The organism is Rheinheimera sp., from assembly GCF_030690345.1.
GTDB lineage: Bacteria > Pseudomonadota > Gammaproteobacteria > Enterobacterales > Alteromonadaceae > Alishewanella.
In genome coordinates this window covers 531,393-557,562 of record NZ_JAUYGV010000006.1, presented here as the reverse complement: position 1 = coordinate 557,562, position 26,170 = coordinate 531,393, and the positions used below count along the sequence as shown (strand labels likewise).

24 protein-coding genes are annotated in these 26,170 nt (G+C 49.5%); 9 read left to right on the top strand and 15 right to left on the bottom strand.

Going from position 1 to position 26,170, the window contains the following annotated elements:
* Nucleotide 1: 1 nt before the first annotated feature.
* The 6 genes from Q8O77_RS07175 to Q8O77_RS07150 form a co-directional block, all read right to left on the bottom strand.
* The gene (locus tag Q8O77_RS07175; RefSeq protein WP_305552170.1) at nt 2-271 is read right to left on the bottom strand and encodes a DUF3325 family protein; all 270 of its coding nucleotides are present in this window, start codon (nt 269-271) and stop codon (nt 2-4) included.
* Nucleotides 268-591 (bottom strand): hypothetical protein, encoded by a 324-nt coding sequence (locus tag Q8O77_RS07170; RefSeq protein ID WP_305552169.1) that lies wholly within the window; start codon nt 589-591, stop codon nt 268-270. The genes Q8O77_RS07175 and Q8O77_RS07170 overlap by 4 nt, the downstream gene beginning before the upstream one ends.
* Complete coding sequence (locus Q8O77_RS07165) at nt 582-2,132, bottom strand: PepSY domain-containing protein (protein WP_305552168.1); 1,551 nt, start codon at nt 2,130-2,132, stop codon at nt 582-584. The genes Q8O77_RS07170 and Q8O77_RS07165 overlap by 10 nt, the downstream gene beginning before the upstream one ends.
* Before the next feature lie 183 nt (nt 2,133-2,315).
* Nucleotides 2,316-6,260 carry a di-heme oxidoredictase family protein gene (locus Q8O77_RS07160; RefSeq protein WP_305552167.1) on the bottom strand — a complete coding sequence of 1,315 codons (3,945 nt, stop codon included), beginning with the start codon at nt 6,258-6,260 and terminating at the stop codon, nt 2,316-2,318.
* A 367-nt stretch (nt 6,261-6,627) separates the two neighbouring features.
* Nucleotides 6,628-7,260 carry an alternative oxidase gene (locus tag Q8O77_RS07155; protein ID WP_305552166.1) on the bottom strand — a complete coding sequence of 211 codons (633 nt, stop codon included), beginning with the start codon at nt 7,258-7,260 and terminating at the stop codon, nt 6,628-6,630.
* Between the two features lie 62 nt (nt 7,261-7,322).
* On the bottom strand, nt 7,323-7,946 hold the full coding sequence (locus tag Q8O77_RS07150; RefSeq protein ID WP_305552165.1) for a LysE family translocator: 624 nt from the start codon (nt 7,944-7,946) through the stop codon (nt 7,323-7,325).
* 200 nt (nt 7,947-8,146) lie between these two features.
* Here Q8O77_RS07150 and Q8O77_RS07145 point away from each other — a divergent pair, with 200 nt between their 5' ends.
* The 4 genes from Q8O77_RS07145 (at nt 8,147) to Q8O77_RS07130 (ending at nt 12,238) form a co-directional block, all read left to right on the top strand.
* Nucleotides 8,147-8,461: a HigA family addiction module antitoxin gene (locus Q8O77_RS07145; RefSeq protein WP_305552164.1), complete on the top strand. Its 315-nt coding sequence runs from the start codon at nt 8,147-8,149 to the stop codon at nt 8,459-8,461.
* An 87-nt stretch (nt 8,462-8,548) separates the two neighbouring features.
* Complete coding sequence (locus Q8O77_RS07140; protein ID WP_305552163.1) at nt 8,549-8,779, top strand: hypothetical protein; 231 nt, start codon at nt 8,549-8,551, stop codon at nt 8,777-8,779.
* A gap of 258 nt (nt 8,780-9,037) precedes the next feature.
* On the top strand, nt 9,038-10,912 hold the full coding sequence (locus Q8O77_RS07135; RefSeq protein ID WP_305552162.1) for a hypothetical protein: 1,875 nt from the start codon (nt 9,038-9,040) through the stop codon (nt 10,910-10,912).
* A 42-nt stretch (nt 10,913-10,954) separates the two neighbouring features.
* Nucleotides 10,955-12,238, top strand: a complete 1,284-nt coding sequence (locus Q8O77_RS07130; RefSeq protein ID WP_305552161.1) for a hypothetical protein — start codon at nt 10,955-10,957, stop codon at nt 12,236-12,238.
* 41 nt (nt 12,239-12,279) lie between these two features.
* On the opposite strand, the gene Q8O77_RS07125 is transcribed toward Q8O77_RS07130, so the two are convergent.
* Both Q8O77_RS07125 and Q8O77_RS07120 read right to left on the bottom strand, forming a co-directional pair.
* On the bottom strand, nt 12,280-12,678 hold the full coding sequence (locus tag Q8O77_RS07125; protein WP_305552160.1) for a type II toxin-antitoxin system VapC family toxin: 399 nt from the start codon (nt 12,676-12,678) through the stop codon (nt 12,280-12,282).
* Nucleotides 12,675-12,905, bottom strand: a complete 231-nt coding sequence (locus tag Q8O77_RS07120; protein ID WP_305552159.1) for a CopG family transcriptional regulator — start codon at nt 12,903-12,905, stop codon at nt 12,675-12,677. Before Q8O77_RS07120 ends, Q8O77_RS07125 begins: the two co-directional genes overlap by 4 nt.
* A 161-nt stretch (nt 12,906-13,066) precedes the next feature.
* Between Q8O77_RS07120 and Q8O77_RS07115 the strand changes: the two genes are divergently transcribed.
* The 4 genes from Q8O77_RS07115 (at nt 13,067) to Q8O77_RS07100 (ending at nt 15,146) form a co-directional block, all read left to right on the top strand.
* The gene (locus tag Q8O77_RS07115) at nt 13,067-13,519 is read left to right on the top strand and encodes an SRPBCC family protein (RefSeq protein ID WP_305552158.1); all 453 of its coding nucleotides are present in this window, start codon (nt 13,067-13,069) and stop codon (nt 13,517-13,519) included.
* A 311-nt stretch (nt 13,520-13,830) separates the two neighbouring features.
* Entirely contained in the window at nt 13,831-14,100 is a 270-nt protein-coding gene (locus Q8O77_RS07110; protein ID WP_305552157.1) for a type II toxin-antitoxin system Phd/YefM family antitoxin, read from the top strand.
* Nucleotides 14,081-14,356 carry a Txe/YoeB family addiction module toxin gene (locus Q8O77_RS07105; protein WP_305552156.1) on the top strand — a complete coding sequence of 92 codons (276 nt, stop codon included), beginning with the start codon at nt 14,081-14,083 and terminating at the stop codon, nt 14,354-14,356. Before Q8O77_RS07110 ends, Q8O77_RS07105 begins: the two co-directional genes overlap by 20 nt.
* A gap of 244 nt (nt 14,357-14,600) precedes the next feature.
* The gene (locus Q8O77_RS07100; RefSeq protein WP_305552155.1) at nt 14,601-15,146 is read left to right on the top strand and encodes an AlpA family transcriptional regulator; all 546 of its coding nucleotides are present in this window, start codon (nt 14,601-14,603) and stop codon (nt 15,144-15,146) included.
* Between the two features lie 101 nt (nt 15,147-15,247).
* On the opposite strand, the gene Q8O77_RS07095 is transcribed toward Q8O77_RS07100, so the two are convergent.
* From Q8O77_RS07095 to Q8O77_RS07080, 4 genes are read right to left on the bottom strand one after another with little or no spacing between them, the layout of a single operon-like run.
* Nucleotides 15,248-16,543, bottom strand: coding sequence for an ATP-binding protein (locus Q8O77_RS07095; protein ID WP_305552154.1), 1,296 nt, complete (start codon nt 16,541-16,543; stop codon nt 15,248-15,250).
* Nucleotides 16,543-17,238: a response regulator transcription factor gene (locus tag Q8O77_RS07090; RefSeq protein ID WP_305552153.1), complete on the bottom strand. Its 696-nt coding sequence runs from the start codon at nt 17,236-17,238 to the stop codon at nt 16,543-16,545. Before Q8O77_RS07090 ends, Q8O77_RS07095 begins: the two co-directional genes overlap by 1 nt.
* Nucleotides 17,239-17,246: 8 nt before the next feature.
* Complete coding sequence (locus Q8O77_RS07085) at nt 17,247-17,630, bottom strand: DUF3019 domain-containing protein (protein ID WP_305552152.1); 384 nt, start codon at nt 17,628-17,630, stop codon at nt 17,247-17,249.
* 15 nt (nt 17,631-17,645) lie between these two features.
* A complete protein-coding gene (locus Q8O77_RS07080) occupies nt 17,646-18,479 on the bottom strand; it encodes a MipA/OmpV family protein (protein WP_305552151.1) in 834 nt (277 codons plus the stop codon).
* Between the two features lie 235 nt (nt 18,480-18,714).
* Here Q8O77_RS07080 and Q8O77_RS07075 point away from each other — a divergent pair, with 235 nt between their 5' ends.
* Complete coding sequence (locus tag Q8O77_RS07075) at nt 18,715-19,857, top strand: serine hydrolase (RefSeq protein ID WP_305552150.1); 1,143 nt, start codon at nt 18,715-18,717, stop codon at nt 19,855-19,857.
* A gap of 305 nt (nt 19,858-20,162) precedes the next feature.
* Here Q8O77_RS07075 and Q8O77_RS07070 read toward each other — a convergent pair whose 3' ends face one another.
* The 3 genes from Q8O77_RS07070 to Q8O77_RS07060 are packed head-to-tail and all read right to left on the bottom strand — an operon-like array spanning nt 20,163 to nt 25,971.
* Entirely contained in the window at nt 20,163-21,545 is a 1,383-nt protein-coding gene (locus Q8O77_RS07070; RefSeq protein WP_305552149.1) for an efflux transporter outer membrane subunit, read from the bottom strand.
* Nucleotides 21,538-24,723: an efflux RND transporter permease subunit gene (locus Q8O77_RS07065; protein WP_371133470.1), complete on the bottom strand. Its 3,186-nt coding sequence runs from the start codon at nt 24,721-24,723 to the stop codon at nt 21,538-21,540. Before Q8O77_RS07065 ends, Q8O77_RS07070 begins: the two co-directional genes overlap by 8 nt.
* A gap of 6 nt (nt 24,724-24,729) precedes the next feature.
* Complete coding sequence (locus Q8O77_RS07060; RefSeq protein ID WP_305552147.1) at nt 24,730-25,971, bottom strand: efflux RND transporter periplasmic adaptor subunit; 1,242 nt, start codon at nt 25,969-25,971, stop codon at nt 24,730-24,732.
* Between the last annotated feature and the right edge of the window lie 199 nt (nt 25,972-26,170).

Sequence of the window (26,170 nt, the reverse complement as noted above, 5' to 3'; positions counted from 1 at the left end):
TTCAGTTACTGCGCTGCCGGTATGCCAGTACCGCTGCAACCAACAGTGCAGCCATGGTCAAAATGCCAAACCAGGTTACTAAGTCTTCAGCCAATTGCTGTCGCTGCAGCACCAGCAGTAAAGACAGCAGTAACAAGGCAAAACCGCTTAGTCGCCAGATACGCTCTGTCCGGGCGCTTAAATGACGCAGCCCAAACAACCGGCGATAGCGTGGCATGGCCAGGCTCAGCAGGCTAAAACCGGCCAAACATAATAACCACAGCAACATCATCTTCTCTGCTCCGCTTTGGTGCTGACATCTGCTGGCGGCGCGGTGTAAACCAGGCTTAAATATAAGCCGGCCGCTACCAGCAGCAATATCAGGCTGGTTCTGGCTAAGCGCCTGGTGCTGATTACCCACAGAATAATCAGGCTGTACCAGACAAAGCTCAGCAGCATAAACCAGACAAAAGCGCCGGCTTTATCTGCCCCCAACAGCGTTAACGCAGCCGGCAAAGCGGCCGTGGCCAGAATACTCAGACAAAAGCCGCCACCAATAGCCAGCAGCAAACGGTAGCTTAATTGCACTTTGGGGTGTGATATTAACGACATGCCAGCTCCTTTGCGGTATCGCCTTCGTGCTTAGCCTGCGCCGCACGGCGCAAGGTAAAACGCCTGAGCAGAAAAAAGCCGCCGGCGCTTAATAACAGCATCACATCAACCGCCAGCAAGGTGGTATCGGCAGGAAAGCGGTAACTGAGCATATTGCGCTGCACCGTGAGTATACTCAGCAGCGGTAACACTAAATACGCCAGCGCAAGCAGCAAGGCGCCCTCGCGCCAGCTGTTGCTGATGCCGCGTAGCAACGGATACAACAGCATTAGCGCCCAGCCGGCAAAAAAGCAGTGAATTTCCATCTCAGCACGGTTTTCCAGCGCCAGTGGTAATAAGCGGTTGGCGTAAAAATAGGCTGCCACGGCCAATGGCAAGCCCAGAATAACACCAACATTTAACCAGCGTACCAATTGCTGCCCCGGCGCTATGCTGTGGTTAGCGCCGGGCTTTTGCAGCCGCTTTTCTGACCATAGCACCAAGCCGGTGGCAATCATCAGCGTGCCCATTACGCCACTGATAAAATACAACCAGCGCAGTTGCAGCCCGGCAAAGCGGCCGGCGTGTAAATTCACCATAGTGCGCCTGGTATGCTCGGCGGCCAACTGCGGTTGCAGCTGGTGCAACAATTCGCCGGTTACTGCGGAGTAAATTACAGTGCGACCGGGCACAATAAGCGACTGCGTACTGCCTTCAGTAAACTGCACCGTGGCGGCAGCATCGCCCGGGTTATTCACGGCCACAAAAGCAACAGGCGCACCGTCTAGCTCAGACTTTGCCTGCTGATACAGCTGCTGCAGCGGCAGCATAGCAGCACGTTCTCCGCTGGCAACCTGCACCGGCGGTTGCCGGGTTAAGCTTTCAAACAGGGTATTGCGCTCACCAAAGCCAAGCGAAATGGCCCAGGACAAATACATAAACATCAGCGTCACCAGGCCGGTGTAGGTGATCATTAAATGAAACGGCAATGCCAATACCGCCGTAATGGTATGCGCATCCAGCCAGCTGCGCGCGCCTTTACGCGGCTGAAAGCTGAAGAAGTCTTTAAAAATCTTTTTATGAATAATTACGCCGCTGATAATGGCTACCAGCATAAACATGCTGCAAATGCCTACCAGCCAGCGGGCCCAGAGCACCGGCATATAGTGTAAATCAAAGTGAAAACGGTACAGGAAGCTGCCACCGCGGCTGTCTCTTAGCGCCACTTCCTCACCGTTGCCATCCAGCGTAGCGCGCCGGAAACCACGGCCGCCGGCGGCGGCATCACGCCAGAATATGCTGGTGGTCGCAGAACGCTGATCGGGTAAGGACACAGACCAACGCGCAGAGTCCGGCGCTTTTTGCTGCAAAAACGCCTGCGCCTGTGTCAGGCTGTGTTCCGACCGGGCTTTATGCTGCAGTTCAGGCTGCATCCAGGCGCTAATTTCATGCTGGAAAAATGCCAGAGTGCCGGTGAAAAACACCGCAAATAACACCCAGCCAACGACCAGCCCGGACCAGGTGTGTAACCAGGTCATGCTGTCGCGGAATCTTGCTTTCATTCGGCTTACCTTTAATGCACGGCCATATCAGGTCACCACTGAGGTAACGACTGTGCGTTTTCGTCCCCATAAACAAGGCCGGCATTATTAGCATAAAGCGCAAACAATAACAATTATCATTTAGATAAAGTAAGAAAAACGGCACTGTTATTAAGTGCCGTTCAGCTAAGTGGGTTGTTACGGCTATAAGCTGTTTAAAAACGCCAGCAAGGCATCTTTGTCTGTAGCCGACAGGTTCTGGTAGTTCACCCGGCTTATTTCTGCCTCACCGCCGTGCCAGCGGATCGCTTCATCAATAGTGCGGGCGCGGCCGTCATGCAGATAGTTTGCATCCGGTGTGCAGTATTGATGGCCATCCAGGCCAAACGCATCCCAACCGGTGTTGCCTGCTACACCGCCGGTAACACAGGCAGATAGCCCTAAGCCCCATAGCGGCGCGGTACGCCATTCGCTACCGCCAGCCTCACCTTCGGCTAAGTTATCCGCCAGCCCCGGCCCCATATCATGCAGCAGTAAATCGGTGTAGGGTCGTATCGTCTGATTACGCAGCTCTGCCAGCGGGTGATATTCGCTGGTTTGAAAGCTCTCAATATGGCAACCGTTACAGCCGGTAGCATTAAAAACGGCTTTCCCCTGCAGCACCTGCGGCTGGTTGTAATCACGCTGTGGCCGCACGCCCAGCAACGAAATGTACTTCACCAAATCGGCCAGTTGCTGCTCCGGCAACTGCGGGCCGGCACTGCAATCGCTTTGATTAGCACCGCAGTCCGGTGTCGGCAGCATTGCTGTCATCACGCCCATATCGCTGTTAAAGGCGGCGGCCAGCTGATGCTTTACACTGCCGGTAGCGGCTTTATAACCAAAACGGCCTAAGCGGGTTTCACCGCTCACCGGGTCAATCACCCGATGGGCACGGCCGGAAATGCCGTCGCCGTTGGCATCGTCCGGATCTTCCAGCGCCAGTATCGCTGCTTCAGGTATCGCCTCCAGCAAACCAATACCGTTTAACTGCGGCGCAATACGGGCCGAGAACGTATCAGGCACAGTGCCGCTGAATTGATAGTTCGGCGTACGCAGGCCATTCACTTCAGTAAAAGAGGCGATAGAGGGCATGCCCTCTCCGCCGGCGCCGCCGCTGGCACGCGGCTGCAATACCCGGCCCAGCTCTGCGTGCGATAAACCTTCGGCATTGCCTACTTTAAATACCCATTTGTCCAGTGGCTCGCCAATACCCGCTACCGGCGCACGGCCATTGCGCACATGGCAGCCGGAGCAGCGGTCATTAATATAGTGCGAGCCGGCAAGACCTGCCATAGCGGCAAAACTACCGTTCTCAGCGTTTTCGTCATGGCTACCATCCAGCACTGAGCTATGGTGTACCCGCCGCCCCAGCACAAAGGGCTGGCCATTGTCGTAACCCAGGTTAGTCGCCATTTGTTGAAAATGGCCGTCCGGCTCGGCGGTCATTTGCACATGCAAGGTAGTATCACCGCCTAAACGCGCGCTGGCAGGCAGCGGCACTGAATCGCGCTGCAAATAGCGCCCGGGCTGAAATACTTCTTTGTCGGTAACATCCCACGGCACTATGCCCTGGCCAACAATATACAAAAAGGTGGTGCCGTAATAGTTAGCGCGGCCACGTGGCAGGGTTGATCCATCAAGAAACTGGCTGACTTCAAACTCCAGCTTATCACCAACCTGAATCGGCCGGCCTTCACGGCAGTTATAGCTTTCTTCTTTCCAGTAATGGGTGTTATCTACCATGTTCATTACACCATTACCGCAAAACTCGGCCAGCGTATTCATACCGATATACCACCAGCGGTTTTCGGCTTCCGTATCATGCAGTTTATTTTGCGTCACCACATTCATGCGGATACTGCTGCCGCCTTTGGCAACGTAGTCGACAATTTCTATCGCAGCAGTTCTGTCTTCCCAGTAAAACGTCAGGTAATGATCATAAGCCTGAAAATGGTTTTCTTTGGCATGCCGGTCACGGGCCCGATCAGAGAAACGGGTCACCAGCGCATCACCGCGATCATACTGAATAGCACTCTCCAGCGGCGTAGCACTGTTATACAGCGGCACCACATTAACCGACGTCAGCGGGCAACCATTAGCATTAACCGGGGTGCCGGCCGGGGTACCCGGGCAGTTATCCAGCTCATCGCTGACCCCATCGCCATCACTGTCCTGGCCCGGGTCGGGCGTTGGGTCCGGATCCGGCGTGGGATCAGGGTCGGGTGTCGGGTCCACTGCGGCGCCCAGGGTATAAGTTTGCACCGCAGTATCAACCGCATAGCCATTTGCCGTATCCCACCAGGTGAAAAAGTATGTCAGTACAGTGCCGGATGCTAAACCCGATACCTGGTAGCTGTTTACCCCACTTGCCTGCTGCATGGCGACATTAATCTGGCCGCCGTTATTCACGCGGTAGTGCACATCGGCCCAACTGCCGCTGTTAACATAAAACCGCACACTGTCAGCCCCGGTTTGCGCTACGCCAAAAGCGCCGGCTGCGGTGGGGCAGCCGTTGTTATCCACTACACTGCCAGGCGCGGTATTGGCACATTGATCCTGGTTGTCAGGCACACCATCAGCGTCGCTGTCTGCTATCACAGCGCCACCACCGCCTTGCCAGACAATATCATCAATTGCAAATTCAAAGCTGTTGGTGGGTAACTGGCCATCAATGCTGGCGATATAAAACATGCCGCTTAATGCTTGCAGCGCAATTAACTCGCCGCGTAAATCGGCAATAGGAATGCTCGCTTGCGCCCAATCACCATTACGCACCAAGCCATAGCGGTTTTCATTGGCGGGGAAATTCAGCCAGTTTTCATTGCTGTAGGAATCGGCAATGCCAATTTTAAAGCTGACATTGGCCGGAATTTTGATACTGAACTTCAGCGTGCCATCGGCAAAGTTGCTCATATCGCGTACTTGCCGCGCCTGAATACCGCCACCAAACCATTGCCCCGGACTGGTATAATGCCAGGCAATAACATTGCTGCCTTCCAGTGGTGCTGTGCTGCCGGCAGTAACCGAATTTTGGTTCCAGATGTAAATATCGGAACTGACACCGGCCTGCAGCTGATCTGTCGTTGCGGTGGTGTCGCTAAACACGCCAAAGTCGCCGCTTTGTGGCGGTTTAACGTTGCCGTTAAACACCTGGCCCATGCCGTTTAGCTGATATACACGGATATAATCGATATACATTTTCGCCGGTAACGGCGCGCTAACCTGGGCATTGGTCGCGGCATCGGTAAAGTTACCGCCTACCGCCAGGTTCAGCAGCAGATAGAACGGCTGTTGCAGCTCGCTGGATTCTTCGGTAATGCTAATCGGCGCATCGTACATATCGTACTCAACGCCGTTGTCGACCACGGTAAAACGTAGCTGCCTGTCAGTCCAGTAAGTACGGTAGGTTACAAAGCGGTTACTCAGCGGTTGGGCAGCCACATAAGCGTTGTCGGTTTGCCAGGCTGTCATGGCGGCACAGGTTGGGTTTTCCGGCACACAGGCCGCATCAGCATAAAAAATCGCATTAGCACCGACATAGCTGTTGATATCGGCCCCCGGATGGCCAGCATCTGCCCTGCCCTGGGCACGATGGCCCATTTCCATCATGTCAATTTCGCCTTTGGCCGGCCAGCTGGCGGTACTGGTGCCCAGCATCCAGGCGGCAGGCCATAAACCGGTGGCCAAATCCGGCACCCGCATTCGCACTTCAATCATGCCGTACTGCACGGCCAGCTTACTCTGGCTGTCTATTTTTCCGGAGGTAAAAGCACGGCCGCCCACGTTGTCGCTTTGGGCCTTAAATACCAGCGCTTTATTACCCGGCTCGCCGGGTACATCTTCAATGCTAAGGTTGTTGCTGCTGTACCACTGCAGTTCCTGGTTGCCCCAGCCACACAGGCCAATAGCACAGCCGTCGCCTTCTATCTGGTTCCACGTATTGTTATTTAAGCTGTTAAAGTTGTCCTCAAACAGCAGGTTACCAATCACCGGATTGGTTACATCTGCCAATGCGCTGTGCGGCACAGCCAAAGCACATAAGCCAAGCAGAGCACAAAACCATGGGCGCGGCGTTAACCCTGCCCGAACGTTGTTAGTATGTTTCATTTGCAATAACCCACAGGTTGCACATTCATCTTTCAGGCAACGCCGGTAGCATTAACCACATACCGTAGCGCGCCCGACCGGGCTTGCTGAGTGTGAAAACAATCTTGCGGGTGAGACTGAACGCAGCGCCGGCATCTTGTGCAGGCGATCGCTGTCACAGGCATTGCCGCCTGTGGCATTACGTTATGTTTTATCCTGTCCTGAGGCGCTTACCGGCTCTGTCTTGTTACCCATTCTTGTTAGCAGAGGTACAGACAGTATTGTTATGTTTAAGCGAAATGTAAGCGCTTACTTAAGCTAGATGAGATCAGCGGACAGGTCAAGTTATTGCGTAAAAAGCAGATAAAACAACCCTTAAAACATGCTGCTACTGTGCCAGCTGATTAGCAAAATCATGGTTGACATCGCGGTGCCCCGCTTCATCGGCACGTACGGCAATCACCACCTCACGCAGCCTGGCGTCGCCGGCTAACTGCCAGTAATCTATCGCCACCTGCGGCGCGGCAATATTGTCTATCGCACCGCTGTCTATCTCCGCCAGATAGCAGCTGTAGCTGTATACCGCCTCTTCTTCAAAGTAGCCCACCAGCCGGTGCGCGGTTTTTGCCGACAGCAGATACAGTAATAAAAAGCCGGTAAAAAACAGGCCTTGCGCCAATAAGATCAGCAGGCGTTCAAACCAGTTCGGTTTGGCAATCTCTATAAAAGTCATCAGGTGCATGCGCTCGTTCTCGGCTTCATCCAGCAACACCCTAATCCAGCCATGATCGTCTTCCATCCGGCGCAAACTGCGCATATGCCGCAGCATGCCGGCCACCATACCCGGCACCCCGGCCACGGTTTCCAGAATAACGGCACGGTGGCCATAGCGTTTGGCAAAGAAGGTATCGGCACAAAAGCGCAGCATTTTGGTTAAACGAAAGGCAATACGATCAGATAAACTTTGCGGTGTATGGTGGCTGGCTAACGGATCCGTGTGGCTAAGCGGGTCTTCAGACATCAGTGGCTCCTGTTGTGATACCGTCTTACAGTATCGCAGGCGCCAACTGAACCCTTACTGAGTTAACCCAGCAACATCCACAGTGCTACACCAAACATCAGGCTGGCACCGATACGGTTTAAATACTGCACACGGTTGGCTTTGCCGAAAAACAGCGCCAGCGCTTTACCACCACTGGCGTACAGCAGCATAGATAAAAACTCCAGCAGCAGAATAATCGCCACCAGCACTAACAGCTGTGGCCAAAAAGCGTACTTGATGTCGATAAAGGGTGGCAGCAGCGCCATATGAAAGGCCCAGCCTTTGGGGTTAGACACCGCCGTAATAAAACCCTGACTAAACAAGGTGCGCCGCGCCATTAACTGCCGCACTTCACCCTGCTGCGGCAGCGCCAGCTTACCTTTGGCCCGCCACATTTGCAGGCCTATATAGCCGAGGTAACAGGCACCAATAATCTTAAAGCCCTGAAACAACGCCGGAAACTGCAGCATTACCGCCGCCACGCCGCCCACTGCCAGCACGGCTACCAGCGCCACCCCCAGCATTTCGCCCCACATCATCCAAAAAGTACGCCGCACGCCCTGGCTCATGCCCAAGGTCATCGCCAGTGTCATACACATACCTGGTGTTACCGAGACAAATAAAAATGTCGGAATAAAAGCACCCATCAGGGCCAGATTAACCATAGCAACCTCAACAGCAAAGTAGCGCTATTCTGGCTGGTTGTATCAGTACCAGCAATAGGTTTGAGCAGGGTTTTTAGTCAACTGAGCGCAGTTGCCAGTATGTCGCTTACACCAAGCGATATTCTTGGCTTTGTTGCTACGTTGCGCATCCGCGTCACCCTGCTATGCTGCATTTAATCTGGCTTTATTTGTATAGATAAATGAATAACCTTAAACGCAGCAGCTTGGTAATCAGCATCAATAACCCGCCCCATCCGGGTGCACTGATTAAAGAAGCCATGGAAGCGCTGGATGTTAGTGCCCGTAAGCTGGCATTAGCATTAGACGTCGCGCCCTCTACCGTGCAAAGGTTGATAAGCGGTAAGTCTGATATTTCCCCGGAAATGGCTATTCGTCTCTCAGCGGTGATCGGCAGCTCCGAGCGTGTTTGGATGGGCATGCAAGATGCTTATGATCTGTGGCATGCCAGACAGAAAATAGATACGTCTAAGCTGCAGCGGCTATGTAGCGCTTAGACTATTTCATTGCATTTGCCGTACAAGTTAAGTGAGTGGTAGAGCACTGCGCAGCACAAGAAACAACAACTTTTAGGAATGGAGCCAATGAAACTGTATGAGTTTACCTTAAGGTTTACTTTGCCAGATGCTAATCAGAATGCCGAAAATTCCATAGCAGCTCTGGCGCAAGCCGGCTGTGATGATGCCCTTATTGGTATCGGCCAGCCAGGACGCATAGCACTGCAATTCAGCCGCAAAGCTAATACTGCCTTTGCGGCAATCACCTCTGCCATTAAAGACATTAAAATCGCCATTCCACGCGCCAAAATTACTTAAATATCGCCAAAGCATTAAGCGAGTTGCAACCCACCTCCCGGCAAGAGTTTATGCAAATTCAGGAAGAGTTTGCGCAGTATCGCTGAAAAGTATCATTCTCTACCCAATAGCTTGGTCGGCATCGGCCAAGTCAAAGTTTGCGCATCTGCATGTTATGTTCTAGATTGGGTACTCGATATATCCAAATAAACAATAAGAACTTCAATTACTTTTGAAAGAAGCTCTTCATTTGGCAAAACAACAAGAAAAGGAAGTCTTATGAAGCTGAACCACGTTTTGTCCGTGCTAAACCAAATAGAAAAATCCAAATTCATCACTTGCCTGGATAAACTATGTTCATCTGCAGCACCTGATGATGAAATAATTTCGAAAGCACTGAGCAAAGTAAACCGCCAGATTAAAGATGCGTCGGGCAGTGAAATTACCCAACTACTTAACGCTGTTGCAGCACAATACCAAGATTCCATTCGGGAGAAATTAGCATTGTGTGATGCTTCAATGGCATTGCTGGTCAATATCCTTACCCGTGACGGTAACGGCATAGCCCGAACGTCTTGGATAGAGCAACTTTATGCCCGTGAATGGGAGACTTTAGACACACTCGCCCGGCAAATTCAGTTGGATATCGAAAGTAATCCTGCAGAGGATTATGGCCATGCCCATCGTTTAAAGATTTTCCGCGATTGTCTGAACGTTGCCTATAAAAACGACGAGAAGATTAATCGTCAGGCCAATATTACTGATGATGAACGCAGTATTCTGAATACGCTTGCGCACCATCTGAAAATTTCCCACGATGAACTGGTAGCTATTGAACACCTGTCAGAGCCGATAAAAGCCGGCAAGCAAACTGTAGATAATTGCTTGCAGGAATTACGTGATATGGGTGTTTTGTTCATCAACCGCAAAACCTCAGAGGTACTCATTCCTGATGAAGTGGTTGCCGTACTGAATCAAATTCAGGGCAAAGAGCTGGCTGACAAACACTTGCTGCGGATCTTGCGGGTACTGTCTGATGCCGAACTATCGAACATTTTAAAAAGTTACGGCAAGCGCATCCGTGGTGTTAGCCGGAACGAAAAAATCAGCACGATTCTGCACTGTGGTATAGCTGTAAGGGATATGTTATTGCGTGATTTATACGACGAAACAGATAACCAGAACAAACGTAAAGAGCGGTTAAAGCAGCTGATTGCTGATCTGGATATTGAAGCAGACAAAATCGGCTTCACGCTGGATGAACGCATCGATGTGATTTTGGCGAGCCTGAATACTGCGGCCGACCGTGAATTTGATGCTATCAGCGCAACAGGCTATAAAGAGATGTTCGACTCACTGGTGCAAAACTTTCAGGGGCTGGATGCTAACGGCGCTCCTGAAACGCTGCCTCAGCGCATCAGGCAAGAATATGAGCTGGAAGAAAACGAAGAAATTAATGTGGAGCGGCTGCGGGCTCTTAGTATCACACCTCACGATGTGTTGTACCTACTGAACAATGAAGAAGTAAAAGAGTTACGGGACAATCTGAAATTGCCGAAAAAAGGCAATCCCAGGTCCAACATTCTGCAGGCCTTTGCCAACGCCAACGATAAACTGATCGAAAATTATGACGCACTGGCTAAACGCGACCTGCTTGCTCTTAAAGCCGTTGGCATTGAAATTAACGAAGCCGACATTGGTGTGAAATTTGAAGAAGCAACCAAAACGATTCTGGAGCAGCTTGATTTGGTCATTGATGAAGAACTGCGAAAATCAATTAACACAGCGAAAGATAAAGCCGACATTATTATTTCTATCAGCGATGACGACATCATCATTGGTGAAGCGAAGACCTGTAAAAATGGCGACTTCGCAAAATATTCCACTACTTCCAGACAAATCAAAGCCTATGTAAACCGCTGTGAAAATCAGGGAAAACGTGTTGCACAGGTTCTTATCATCGCGCCAAGCTTCTCTCAAGATTTTATCGAATCAGCAGAGATGGATACCGAAGTAAATATTTCGCTGTTAACAGCGGAAGGTTTAAAGCAAATTTACCATGCGTTTAAAGCCAAACGCCGCCCCAACTTTTCAGCTAAGCTGCTAACCAAAGGCGGATTGCTCAAGGCCGAGTTGATAGCTAAGAGCATTTGACAAAAATAAACTCAGAACATCACCACTATTCAAGGAATATGGATGGACACCCTGGTAAGAAATGAGATTTTGATCTCTGAGTCCAAAATTAGAGAGATTTTCACACCATTTTCTCCTGTTAACCAAAAAGAACTGTTGTCTGGTCGTAACGTAGAGATATCAAGCATTCTCGCTAGCATCAACACCCCTGGACAACATGCATTAATATATGGCGCAAGAGGAATCGGAAAGAGCTCTTTAGCTAATATTATTTCAAAAATAGCGGCAGACTCCTTTAATTACACAGTTTACATAAAGAAATGCTGCTCAAACGACTCTTTTACCAGCCTGATATCAGAGATTTTGGAATCTCACGGCTATGATTCTCGTTGTGTTGAATCGACCAACGAGCACACCGAAGGAGGCGGAGCTAATTTATCTGTGCCGTTCGTGGGTGCAAAGATAGAATCACACAGAAAAAAATCCGAAAAATTCAGTTTCAAGTCCCAATACTCCTCCCCATCATGGGGCGCGAACGTATTAAAAGACAGCCGTACATTGCTAGTCGTTGATGAAGTAGATGTATTAGTCAGCAACGAAGATAAATTGAAATTAGCAGAATTCATTAAACACTTAAGTGACTACGAATCTACTTTTAAAGTGCTCATTGTTGGTATTAGTGATACAGGGAGAGATTTAGTCAATAACCATAAATCAATAGAAAGATGTCTCAATGAGATATCGCTGCAACCAATCGGAATTACTGAACTTAGGAATATTATAAAGAACGGAGAAAGTAAGACCACATTGAGATTTGATGACAACGTTATAGATGATATATCAGATATCAGTGGCGGATATCCTCACTTTGTCCACTTAATTGCGCTGAAGTGTGCAGAGGAAGCTGTTTTAGAAAAAAGGAATGAAATATCCCAAGATAATCTAACATCAGCACTGAAGCTAGCAGCTCAGTTTTCGGAAGGAAACTTGCGGAGATCTTATGAAGATGCAATTAAGAAGCAAACCGAAACATCTCAGAAAGTCCTTTTAGCAGCTGCATTATGTCATCCTAGAGGTTTTCTCATTTCGGAGCTATTAGAAATGAAGAACCAAGCGGTAGATCCCGACATTGGAGATGGTGCAGTTAAAAGCTGCCTTTCACGCTGGGTGAAAAACAATGAACTAAGCATAATAACAAGGATTGAGAGAGGTCATTATAGATTTAATGACCCCAGATTAATATCTTATATAAAGATGGTTAATGGCTTTTCTTATGACAAGGATTCAATTATCGCGGATATACTGAAAAACGAGTACTCCAAGCGCTATGTAAGAAGTTCTCGATAAACAGGCAAAATCATCCATATAATAAAATTAGCATGTCAGAGTTACTCAAACCAATTCTCTACAATCAACCCGGAAATTCGGGAAAACTCGCTGGTATTGCGCGTAACCAGTATCGCTCCTGTTGCTAGTGCGCTGGCAGCGATAAGGTTATCCAGTGGGCCTATCATACGGCCTTGTTGCTCCAAATCAGCACGTATATCAGCTGCTATGCGCGCAGCTTTGGCCTCAAACGGAATAATCTGAATAACTTTTAATAATTCATTCAGTTGATCACGGCGCTTAGCCGGAGCCTGTGATTTGGCAATACCGGTTTCCAGCTCATATAGCACCACTGCTGGCAGCAAAATATCGCCAGGAGCTTGCACCAGCAGCTTTACCGCAACATTGCCCATGCCTTTGAAAAAGTAAATCAGGGTGTTCGTATCAAGCGCGTATTTCATAATGGTTCTCGCGGTGTATCTTCCCCTTGCTCAGCGCGCAGTTCGTCTTGCTGTGGAAATACCTGCCAAGTGCCCGCCATTTCACGCACTGCCTGCGGCCAATCGTTGTGGCAGTGCTGACGAATAAGATCGGCAATCCACTGGCTTTGCGACACCTTCGCCTCAGCCGCAGATTGTTTTACCTGCTGGATTAGCTCGTCATCCAGATAAATAGTAATTTGCGCCATAAGCACCTCCGACTTAACATATAAGTGCAAGTATAATTGCACTTATATCAGATGCAAAATATTGCCACAAACAAATTTCTCCCCACCTGTCGAATCCAGCCCCGCTGCTTCGACTAAGCTGTGATACGTCAAACTAATGCGTTTAACACAGGAGATTTGTTATGTCAGGCAATACCGTAACATTGCACCGCGTTATCAGAGCCACACCTGAACGCTTATACCGCGCCTTTTTAGATGCCGATGCGTTGGCGAAATGGTGCCCGCCGCATGGCTTTACCGGCAAGGTACACAGTATGGATGCGCGGGTGGGCGGCGGTTATAAAATGTCGTTTACCAATTTTAATACCGGCAGCAGCCACAGCTTTGGCGGCACTTATCTGGAATTAAAACCGAACGAGCTAATCCGTTACAACGACCAGTTTGATGACCCGAATCTGCCGGGGCAAATGCTGGTAACCATCCGGTTAAAACCGGTACTGTGCGGCACTGAATTGCATATTGAACAAAGCGGTATACCGGATGCGATACCGGTTGAGTTTTGTTACGCCGGCTGGCAGGAATCGCTGCAATTACTGGCCTTGTTAACAGAGCCGGAAATACCGGATCAAGCCTGAAACTTTTGGCTGTATCAGCCAGCCACACCTTAACCGGCCACATATCTGGCCGGTAGCCTCACTTCATCCGCTTTGATCATATTAAGTTTTTGCTGCGGTAAGTGGGTGTTAAGCCTCGTAAAAAGACTCTCTTAGTAAAATATGCCCTCACCTGATTGTCTTACAATGCATTTGTTCATATTGCAAAACATTGTACTTAAGTTAGTACATTTAAATTGTCTAATTGTACAAACATTGGTACCATCCCTGCATTCCGTTTTAGTTGTGATAGTTAAAAAACGGTACGTTGAAAAATAGGAGCTAAACCGAATATGAACATTCTTACTGTTAGTGAAGCACGGGCTAACTTTAAGGCGGTTATCGATACTGTACTGGATACTCACGAACCTACGATTGTGACAAACCAGCGGTCTGGTAATGTTGTGATGATTTCTCAGGAAGATTACAACGCCATGCAGGAAACGCTGTACTTACTCAGTACGCCGAATAATGCAAACCGTTTGCGGGAATCGGTAGCACGCATTAAAGCCGGCGCCTTCGAGTTGAAGGAATCCTTTTTAGATGAGCAAAAAAATAACTAAACCCGGTGTCGCCTTTGATGCAAACGCATGGGATGACTACCAATATTTTAAGCAGTACGACAAAAAGCTAAGTGCCCGTATTGATGAGCTGATAAAAGAAGCCATGCGTTCACCGCTTGAGGGTAAAGGTAAACCAGAACGTTTAGTAGGCGACTTCGCCGGCTTTTACTCACGCCGGATAGACCGCGAGCACCGCTTGGTTTACACCTATATAGACGGCTATCTGGTAATAGCGCAGTGTAGGTTTCATTATTAAAATCGAAGCAAAATAAGCTACAAATGCAGCTTTTTTTGCTTCATTTTGTCGTTAAAAGCCAAGCAAAGGGTCTGAGCTAACTTTAGTCAAAAAGTGCGACTCCATTTTCTACAAACAAGGGTTGTCATTTGACAACCTTTATTTATCCCACCAGGATCGATAAGAACTACACATGCCAGACAGATCAAACGGGTTGTAGACAATTGCACTGCATTAAAAAACCATAACTTTGAGGATTAACCTAATGAAACTATATGAGTTTACCTTAAAGTTTACTTTGCCAGATGCTAATCAGAATGCTGAAAATTACATTGCAGCACTGGCGCAGGCCGGTTGTGATGACGCCCTTATTGGTATCGGCCAGCCAGGACGTATAGCGCTGCAATTCAGCCGCGAAGCTAATACTGCTTTTAAGGCAATAACTTCTGCCATTAAAGATGTAAAAACTGCCATTCCACAAGCCAAACTGACTGAAGCTACGCCTGACTTGGTAGGGCTAAGTGATATCGCCGATCTACTCGGCTTTAGCCGGCAAAATATGCGCAAACTTATGTTAAACCATACGCAAAGCTTCCCCGCCCCGCTACACAGCGGTAGCAGCAGTATCTGGCATTTAACCAAGGTGCTTAACTGGTTTAGCCAACAGCAAAATAAAGCCATAGCGCCAGAGATAGCCGAAGTCGCACAAGTCACCATGCAGGTGAATATCGCCAGAGCATTAAGTGAGTTACAACCCGGCTCCCGGCAAGAGTTTATGCAAACTCAGGAAGAGCTTGCGCAGTATCGCTGAAGAGTAACATTCTCCGTCCAGTAGCTTGGTAAGCATCTGATAATTAGGGTCAAGCTGCTATCGGAATCAGTTAATTTTGATCTGACCACGTTTATTATCATTTACTCTGGATGATGGGGAAATCTAACCACAAAACTTGCGCCTTTCAGGTTCTGGCAACTGACTACTTTAACGTCTCCCTCCAGCCATTTGGTAATGCGTTCGACCAATGCCAGGCCTATACCGAATCCTGGTTTATGGCCTGTGGTTGTTCCGGCTAGCCTGACAAAAGGTTGAAACACTTTGTCCGCGTCTTGAGCAGAAATACCTGCACCATCGTCATTAATACAAAGTATGAAGTGGGCAGTTGAATCGGACAGTGTCACCTGCACTTTATCCCGACAGTGTGTTAATGCGTTGGTGAGCAGATTGCTCAGTACTAAGCTGACATGACGTTCATCTCCCCAAATCCAGTAATTTCCTGGTCCGGTCTTCAGCTCCAGACGCGGGTCATTCGCTTTTTCCAGCTGTTGCAAGACCAGCGGCTTTAAATCAATCCTGGATTTCGCCGTACTATCGAGTGAATGTTGCAGGCGGGAAAAATGAAGCAAAGCGTTGATTAAGTCCTCCATATCATTGAGGTTTTGATTAACCCGGACTTCGTACTGGCTCCTTAAATTTGGATCTGCTGTTTCGCAAAGTGTATCCAGCCCCATTCTCACTCTGGCAAGTGGTGTGCGTAATTCATGTGACAAGCCTGCTGACAACAACTGATTATCCTGGATCAAGCGCTCAAGCCGTTCAGTCATCTGGTTAAATGCCTGCTCAATTTCTTTGAGATACCAAAAAGAGCCTACGGTTAGGCGGATATCTAACTTGCCATCGCCAAAAGCAATAGCCGCAGTGCGCAGCTTCGCTAAACGGATGAGAAAGGGTGTCAAAAAGACCAGCAACAGGCCAAGCAAAATGCTGTAAAACCCGGCAGTCAGTAGCCAGGGATTATCTGTTACCCCTGTGACTGGCTCGCTGGCACGGGTCACCAGTACCACAGTTTGTGCATCGAGCAGCGCATAAGCGGTGAGCCCATCTTTTGATTCCAGAAATACCGATTTATCAGCATAAATTTGTGTCGTGACTGCATCGGGTAACGGGTAGTCCTTTAATGATTGCAGCTCGTATTGCAGTTTGTTCTGCTCCGGGGAAGCTTCTGCGGCCAAGGCAAACCAGCCGGACAATTGCGCAGGCTCGATACCCGATTCGAGGGCGCTTTGAATAAGCGCGACCTGGCTTAGCAAATGTTGCTGCTCGTAACTCAGTTGGTGCTCGTTTTGTTGTTGGTTCAGGGCATCAAACAGCTGCCCCAGCGCGATACTGCCAACAATCACCACCAACAGCAGGGCAAGCACAAAGCGCCACATTATTGCCATACCTCTGTTGCCAACAAATATCCTTTACCCCAAATGGTTTTTATTTTGTAGGGTTCAGTGGCATCGTCCAACAGCTTTTTGCGCAGTCTGGAGATGCGCAAGTCTATAGTCCGGTCAAAACCATCGTAATCAAAACCCCGCAGTTGTTGGCTTAACATTTCCCGGCTGACAACCCGACCGGCATTTTCGGCCAGGAGCCAAAGCACTTCAAATTCTTTGCTCGACAGCTTCATCGACACACCGTGCAAATGCACTGATAAGTCAGATTTGCAGATCTCTAAAGCCCCCAGTGCAATTTGCTGTGGTGCCATAGACGTGGCAGAAACCCTGGTCCTGCGCAGCAGTGACTTAATACGGCTTTCCAGTAAACGCCCGCGCACCGGCTTGGTGATATAGTCATCAGCACCCATTTCTAAGCCGAGAATTTCATCGATTTCTTCATCACGAGCCGTAAGCATGATAATAGGAACAGCTGAGCGCATACGTAACTGTTTGCATACCTCAAGACCATCCATTGATGGCAACATACCATCAAGGATGATGAGATCCGGTAAAGCAACATTGAACGCATTTAACGCTTGCTGGCCATCATGGTAAATGCTTACCTGATAGTTTTTCGCTAACAGGTAATCTGAAATCCACTCGGCCAGCTCTTTATCGTCTTCTACCAATGCAATTGTGATCATGCCTAAGCTCAAAACATGCGCCAGCGCATCGCCTTACTGTTGTTTTTCTTGTACATCCAAGCATACCTTATCGTTTGACTATGCAGTACCTGCCTATCCGATGTTTGCAACGTTAGCACTAAATCCTGTTGCATCGCGAAATCTTGCTGCCATTGCCCTCGTTGCACACTATGCCAACAGTGTAATTTTTGGTCATTGGCGAACAAGCAATAGTTCTGCTGCGACGCCTGTTGCCAGGACACCTGTAAATTCAGGTAGCAGATCTCGCCCTGCTTTAACGTGGTGCATTGTTTTGGTGACACAGTAAAACCTGCTGCCGCGCTTTGTTCAGCCGCCGCGCCGGAGTGGTTCATTAAAGCCAGTGCAATGACCAGGCCTGATAATATGCTCATCTTCATTGGTCAGCCTTAAAAAACGTAACTAATGGATAAGCTAACTGTTCTGCCATTATCGCTGCGATTTTCATTGTGCTGCAGAATAGACTGTGAATAAGGGCTATCGATGATGCTATCGGCATAGTCTGTCATGCTAAAGTTACCCTCAACCAGCCAATTTTCAGTGAGCGGCTTTTTAAATCCCACCTTATAAATGAAGTTAACGCCGCCTTTTGCGTCATACGCTGGCAAGCCTGCATGGTTATCCGGTACACCATAGTAGAAATCTAACATGGCAGCGTTTCGATACTGAGCCCCCACCGAGCTGTAAAGGTGCCAATTGTCAATATTCCAACTTTTACCGAGCCACGCCGCACCGTACAGCCCATTGCTGTAGTCCATCTTGTTGCTGTTGGTGCCATACACCAACATCGTATCAAACCCGGCAATCGTTCCTATGGCCCTTACGCCCAAATAGGGGCTGGCATCTTTTTTAAAGCTGCTTTGCGCATCCGAGTAGTTTAAACCACCATGCGCCATCGACAGTAAGACATCAAACTCCCAATTTTCGGTACTCCCCAGGTTGTAACCCACGGCAAATTGGTTGTCGAACTTGTCCGATAGACCAGGATATTCAATAAATAAACCATTGTTAAAATAATATGCGCCCTTTAACTCTGGCCACACTTTGAAGTCTTCAGACCGATACAAGCCCTGACTATTTTGACCCACAATACCGGCTGAAAAAAAGCCGCCGGCATCACGTTTCTGCTGTAGAAAATCATACCAGGATGTGTCGGATGTTTGCTCATTCGCCAAACTCACTGCGCTGCATAGTAAAAGAGGTGTTAGGTAATAGTGTTTCATGTTGCTATTTCTTCTGGTTGTTAATTTGCGTCTAGCTTATCGAGGCAGTACAAGTTTAGCCGTATCAGGATATAGAAAAATGTATCAATCTGTATCATTAAAACCAAAGTTAATCATAGATTTATTGATAAGACACAGTTTGATACAAGCTGACACAGCCGTTTAGAAGCTGATACAGCCCGCGATGGTACTACCCGCTAAGGTGGGTGCTTCTTCATCAACACGGGACATCAACATGAAAGTGAACAATCTTTTGTCTGGCATGATTATTGGCAGTTTAGCGCTGGCAGTTGCCGGTTGTGGTTCAGAGCATAAAACCAACAATGACCTCCTTCCTGAACCTTTTGATTATCAGGCTTTACTCAATGCAGCAGCCGAAGGCGAAATACCAGGTGTGGTGCTTTATATCGAGTCACCGCAATTTTATTTTTACGGTGCGGCTGGAATGGCTGATCTCAACGATAAAACACCGATGCCAATAGATGCCCGGATCCCAAATGGCAGTGCCGGTAAAAAGCTGACAGCTTTGCTGGCTGCAATGCTGGTGGATCAGCAAAAACTTAATTTAGACCAACCTATCAGCAACTATCTGCCTGCTGAAATGACCAGCAGAGTCGCCAACGCTGCCAGTATGACAATCAGGCAAATGTTACAGCACAGCGCCGGTCTATTTGATTATTTAAACGATTCCAATGGTGCATTTTATGACGCCGTGGTTGCAGAGCCCGATAGCATAAAAACCGATGTATTCGCCTTACAATTTGCCTTGGATCAGCCAGCCAATTTTGCCCCCGGCCAAGGCTGGAGTTATTCAAATACCGGATATATTTTAACCGGGCTGGTGTTGGATCAGGTGCTTGGCACGCACCACTCTCAAGCCATGCGCCAGCAAATTTTCGAACCTTTAGGCTTGCATAGTCTGAGTTACGGTGGCCTGGAAAAAAGTTACGCTCCCATCGCGCCGGGTTACTTTCACACAGCAGACGCTGTATTGAACACGCGGCAATATTATCAAAACATCGGTGTTGCCGATGCACCTGTGGTCGGCAACGCCAAAGATATGGCTAACATACTGAAATTTATTGTTGAGGGTAAACAATTCAGTCACAGCATCCATCAGTTATTGATGAGCGACACCAGCTTTGTCAGTACCGGTCTTGATACCCTGTCATACAGCTATGGTTTATTTAAAGAATCCATCAATGGCAAACAGGTGATCCATCATGGTGGCCGGGAACTGGGTTATGCAACTTATAACTTCTACATCCCGGACACAAAAACGACTGTGGCGATGTTGGTCAATTGCAACGGTTATCAAGCCTGCGATGATGCGCATAACGCTTTATATCAAAAAGTGATCGGTGCACTCACCCAATAACACCGGGTTGAGTGGCGAGAATAACACTAGACAAACCATAACCGCCGTTTATGCAATGGTCCTTGGCGTGGGCAAAGTTTCACGCTTTTCGCCATTTTACCTGCTGTAAGCCAGCTCTAACTTTTTTGATGATAGCTGAACTCTGGTTCAAGTGTTTTAATATAAAACAGCTTAAATGTTGATTGCAGCAACTACATTGTCACTGTTACATAGTGGGACAACAACAGATCGCTTGGTAAGATCCGCTCATAGCAGACCATAAGAAAAAGCCGGACAAGTCCGGCTTTATTACTACAAAACCAACGTTAAATCAGCTGAATACCACCACCAAAGCTGCGGTAAATGCCGACTAAACGGGTAAAGCTTTGCTGTTGCAGTTGCGCTAACTGATCGCGGCTGCGCAGCAGTTCGCGCTCGGCGTCCAGCAGGTCAAGGAACTCACCGGTACCGGCATTGTAACGCTGGCGGGCAATTTGCACCGCCTTGTTACTGGCCTGCCATTGCAGTTCAGTGCTCAGTTGCTGCTCACGGCTTAAGTTGTAGCTGTTAAGCGATAACTGCATCTCGTTGATGGCATCAAACACCTGCTGCTCAAACTGCGCCAGCGCCATTTGCGAGCTGGCTTTAGCCTGGCGAATGCGCGCTTTTACCGAGCCTAAATCTGCCGCTTGCCAACTCAGTGCCGGTGCTACCGACCAGCTTTGCGTCTCACCACCCAGGGTTAAGCCCGGGCCGGAGAGAAAGCCTAAAAAGCCGCGTACCGACAGGTTAGGATATAAATCTGCCGTTGCTACACCAATATCGGCAGTCCGGGCAGCTAAGATACGCTCTGCACTTGCCACATCGGCTCGGTAACGCAGATAATTCTCACCTTCTACCACCGCAACTGGTTGTTTCAGCTCAGGTAAATACGGCACCGCACCCAGCTTTAACTGGCCCGGCCGCTGTGCCAGTAAGGCTGACAGAGTGGCATCTGCGGTGAGCAGTGCGACACGGTAAGCCGGTACAGCGGCATGCACCTGATGCAACTGCACGTCAATTTGTGCCAGCTCCAGCTCAGAGGCCATGCCGGCCTCTAACCGTGCCAGCACTATGGCGCGGCTTTGCTGCAGGTTTTGCAGGTTTTGCTCTGCCACCACTAAGCGCAATTGGGCACCGCGATATTCACCATAACTGGTGGCCACCTGACTTATCAGCTGCACCTGGGCATCGTGCCATAAAATATCAGCCTGCTGCGCTTGGGCCTCTGCTGCTTCACTGGCGCGGCGTAGTTTACCGAACAAGTCCAGGTCCCAGCTTAAATTAGCGCCGGTGCTGTAACCGCGGGTTATTACGCCATCATCGGCTGGCGATAACGTAGGGTTTTCACTGGCCTGGTAACCGGCGTCTAAGGTGCCTTTGGGCAAAAAGTCGTTATTGGCATCACGAAACACCGCATAAGCGCGATCGACGTTAGCACGGGCTTGGGCCAAAGTGCGGTTTTCAACCAGGGCACGGCTAATCAGCTGGTTTAGCACGGCGTCGTCAAATGCCTGCCACCAGCTTTGTGCCCGCTCTGCCTGCTGATACGGGCTGTTAAAGCTGATATCGGCTACCTTCACCGGCGTTTGGTAATCCGGCCCTACGGCACAGGCGCTTAATGATGCCACCAGTACAGCAATGGCCGACAGTTTTATGCTATTACGCATGATTGGCCTCCACAGTATCTGTTGCTTGTTCTGATACAGGCTGTTTGGCTTTTTCGTCGCCACGTTTGGCCAGCATATAGTAGAACAGCGGGGTTAAAATTAAGCCGAAGATAGTCACGCCTATCATACCGGCGAATACTGCCACCCCCATGGCCTGACGCATTTCGGCACCGGCACCGCTGGAGAAAACCATTGGCACCACACCCATAATAAAGGCGATAGATGTCATCAGTATTGGCCGTAAGCGCAGGCGGCCGGCTTCCAGTATGGCTTCCATCGCGCTCATACCGTGGTCTTGCAGCTCTTTGGCAAACTCGACAATTAAGATGGCGTTCTTGGTTGCCAGCCCCACCAGTACTATTAAGCCAATCTGGGTGAAAATATTGTTGTCGCCACCGTAGATCAGTACGCCGCTCAGGGCCGATAACAGCGTCATCGGAATGATCAGAATAATCGCCAGTGGTAAGCTTAAGCTTTCGTACTGCGCCGCCAGCACCATAAACACCAGCAGAATAACCAACGGGTAGATAAACATCCCGGCGTTACCGGCCAGAATTTGTTGGTAGGTCAACTCTGTCCACTCGTAGGTCATGCCGTTAGGCAGGGTTTCAGCCAGTATTTTCTCAATCGCCGCCTGCGCTTCACCGGTGCTGTAACCAGGCGCCGGGCCACCGTTAATTTCGGCGGTGGTAAAGCCGTTATAGTGCATTACCCGGTCTGGTCCTGCGGTATTGGTCACGTTAATAAAAGAGCCCAGCGGGATCATTTCACCTTGAGTATTACGCACCTTTAACTGCGCAATTTGTTCCGGTGTTTGGCGGAACTGCTCGTCGGCCTGCATATTCACCTGATAGGTACGGCCAAACTGGTTAAAGTCATTCACATACACCGAGCCCATATAAGCCTGCAGCGTTTGGAACACTTCATCCAGCGCCACACTTTGCTGTTTGGCTTTGGTGCGGTCGATATCCAGATCCAGTTGCGGCACATTGACCTGATAACCGGAAAACACCCCGGCCAGCTCAGGCGTCGCCCAGGCTTTTTGCATTACCTGCATGGTGACCTTGTACAGCTCTTCATAGCCATGGTTAGCACGGTCCTGTATTTGCAACCTGAAGCCACCGATAGTGCCTAAACCCATCACCGGTGGTGGCGGGAAAATCGCAATAAAGGCATCTTCAATACCGGCAAACTGCTGGTTTAACGCCGCCGCTATGGCATTACCGGATAATTCGGCGCTATCACGCTCATCGAACGCATCCAAACCAACAAACACAATGCCGGAGTTCGGGCTGTTGGTAAAACCGTTGATGCTCAGACCCGGGAAGGCAATAGAGTTAGCAACACCAGGATACTCCAGCGCAATGCGCGACATTTCCTTAATTACCGCTTCGGTGCGCTCCAGTGAGGCGGCATCCGGCAACTGCGCAAAGGCCACTAAGTACTGCTTATCCTGGCCGGGTACATAACCGGTAGGTGTACTGGCAAACTGCAGGCCGGTTAAGCCCACCAATACTACGTACATTACGCCGACAATAGCGCCAAAGCGGATCACCTTTTTCACCAGCCAGCCGTAACCGTGCGATAAACGGGCAAAAAAGCGGTTAAAGGGGTTAAACAACCAGCCGCCAAATAACTTGTCCATACCGCGGGTTAGCGCGTCTTTTTTCTCGCCATGGCCTTTTAACAGCAATGCCGACAGCGCCGGGCTCAGCGTTAACGAGTTAATCGCCGAGATAAAGGTAGAAATGGTAATGGTTAAAGCAAACTGCTTATAAAACTGCCCGGTTAAGCCCGACATAAAAGCGGTAGGAATAAACACCGCAGCCAACACCAAAGTGGTAGCTACAATAGGCCCGGTGACTTCTTTCATCGCTTTTTGCGTTGCAGCAACCGGCGATAAGCCTTCGCTGATATTGCGCTCGACGTTTTCCACCACCACTATGGCGTCATCCACTACGATACCGATGGCCAATACCAAACCAAACAGTGATAAGGCGTTTAGCGAAAAGCCCAGCATATGCATAAAGGCAAAAGTACCGACCAGTGACACCGGCACTGCCACCAGCGGAATAATAGAAGCGCGCCAGGTTTGTAAAAACAGTACCACCACCAACACCACTAACAGCACGGCTTCAAGCAGGGTTTTTACTACCGCTTCAATAGAGCCGCGCACAAATACCGTTGGGTCGTACACGATGTCGTAGGCTAAACCCTCCGGGAAGCTTTTAGCCAATTCGGCCATTTTCGCCCGTACATTGTCGGAGATTTGAATGGCGTTAGAACCGGAAGCCTGAAAAATAGGAATGGCCACCGCTTCTTTGTTGTTTAATAAAGAACGCAGCGCATAGGTAGAGGCACCCAACTCTACGCGGGCAACATCTTTTAACCGGCTGATTTCGCCGTTGCCACCCACCTTAATAATAATATCTTCAAACTCTTCCACCGCGGCAAGACGGCCTTTCACGTTGATCAATAACTGAAACTCAGCGTCGCCGCTTGGCTGCGCGCCCAAACTACCGGCTGCGGCCTGCTGGTTTTGCTCGCGAATGGCGGCAGTAATTTGCGCCGGCGATAACCCCAAAGCCGCCACTTTGTTCGGGTCCAGCCAAATACGCATACTGTAATCACCGGCACCGAATAATTGCACACTGCCCACGCCTTCAATCCGTGCCAGCTCGTCTTTTACGTTTAGCGAGGCATAGTTAGACAGGTACAGCATGTCATAACGCTCGTCCGGCGAGGTTAAGTGCACCACCATGGTTAAATCCGGTGATGATTTCTCGGTAACCACGCCTAAACGTTGCACTTCCTGCGGCAGCCGTGGCTTGGCGCGCTCTACCCGGCTTTGCACCTGGGTTTGCGCCAAGTCAACGTCAGTGCCAATGGCAAAAGTGACAGTTAATGTCATGCGACCATCAGAAGTGGCCTGAGAAGACATATACAACATGTCTTCCACACCATTGATTTCCTGCTCCAGTGGCGAGGCCACCGTTTCAGCAATGACTTTCGGGTTAGCGCCCGGATAGTTTGCGGTAACCACTACTGTTGGTGGCACCACTTCCGGGTATTCAGTAATCGGCAGTTGCCACACCGCTATCGCACCGGTAATAAAAAACAGCAGTGAGATAACAGCGGCGAATATCGGCCGCCGGATAAAAAATTGTGAGAACATAATGTTTCCTTAACCGCGTCCCGGCGTTTTGCCGGCGTTAACTGTTGCTGCTGCGCTGTCTGCCTGAGCCGTCAGCGCAGTGCTGGTTTGATCCAGCAGTTGTTGCTCTTTACGTAAGCCGGCTATTTGCTCTGCACTGGCCATATCGACCAGTTTGGGTTCAATCTGCATATTCGGCATCACGCGTTGCAGGCCGTTAACGACAATTTTGTCGCTCGCCGCCAGGCCGTCGGTAACAATGCGTAAGCCGTTTACTTTTTCACCCAACTTAACCGCACGGTACTCCAGCTGATTATTACTGTTTACCAGCAGCACAAACTTGTTGTTCAGATCGGTACCTATGGCTTTTTCATCAATCAAAATGCCGTCGTATGAATCGCTGCCCACTATTCTGATGCGGGCAAACAGGCCGGGTAACAGGTTGTTGTCACTGTTGGCAAAACTGGCGCGAATACGGATAGTGCCGGTTTGTGCATCAATGCGGTTGTCAACAAAGTCGACACTGCCAACGTGCGGGTAGCTGTTGTCGTCGGCCAGTGCCATATACACCGGGTTCGCCGCTGCATCACGGGTATCGGCGCGCTTGCCGGCTTCGCTCAAGCGGGCGTACTTCAGGTAACTTTGCTCATCTACATCAAAGTAGGCGTACATTTTGTCGGTCGATACCAGGCTGGTTAACTGGCTTTGGCCGGCATTAACAAAGTTACCGGCGGTAACCAGGGCATAAGACACGCGACCGCTGATAGGCGCGGTAATGCGGGTGTAGCTTAAATCCAGCTCAGCGCGTTGCAGCGCTGCCTGTACTGAAGCTACCGTAGCGGCAGTTTGTTGCTTACGGGCTAAACGGCTATCCAGTATTTCGGCAGAAATCGCGCGCGCACTGCTGAGCTTTTCTGCGCGGTTGTATTCGTTATTTGCCTGCACAGCAGCGCTTTGCGCACTTTGCAGTTCAGCTTTCAGCCTTGCTACTTCAGCAGCAAACGGCCGTGGGTCAATTTGCACCAGCAAATCGCCTTTGTTTACCAGCGCACCTTCATCAAAATGCACCTGCTCGATATAACCGGAAACACGCGGCACCAGATTGACGGTTTGCGGCGCTTGCAAGCGGCCGGTAAACTCATCCCATTCAGTAATACGTTCATGGACAACCTGCGCCACACTTACCGCAGGGGCTGCCGGCGCTTGCGCCTGGCCTGCTGCTTCCGGATTGCCGCAAGCAGCCAGCACCAGGGCAGCTACGCTTGCTAACATAAAAGTTCTTACCGTGTTTTTCCTGCTCATGACGCTGCTCTCCACGTTTTTACTAAAAGTTGCTAAAAAAAACTTGTTTATTCTGTACCGCCCGGTAAATATATAGGACAGCAAAAAACTGTCAACCGATTTCTGTACCGAGCGGTAAATTAATTTAATTCTACAACAGAAGAATTTGTTCTAAGACTGAAACAGCACC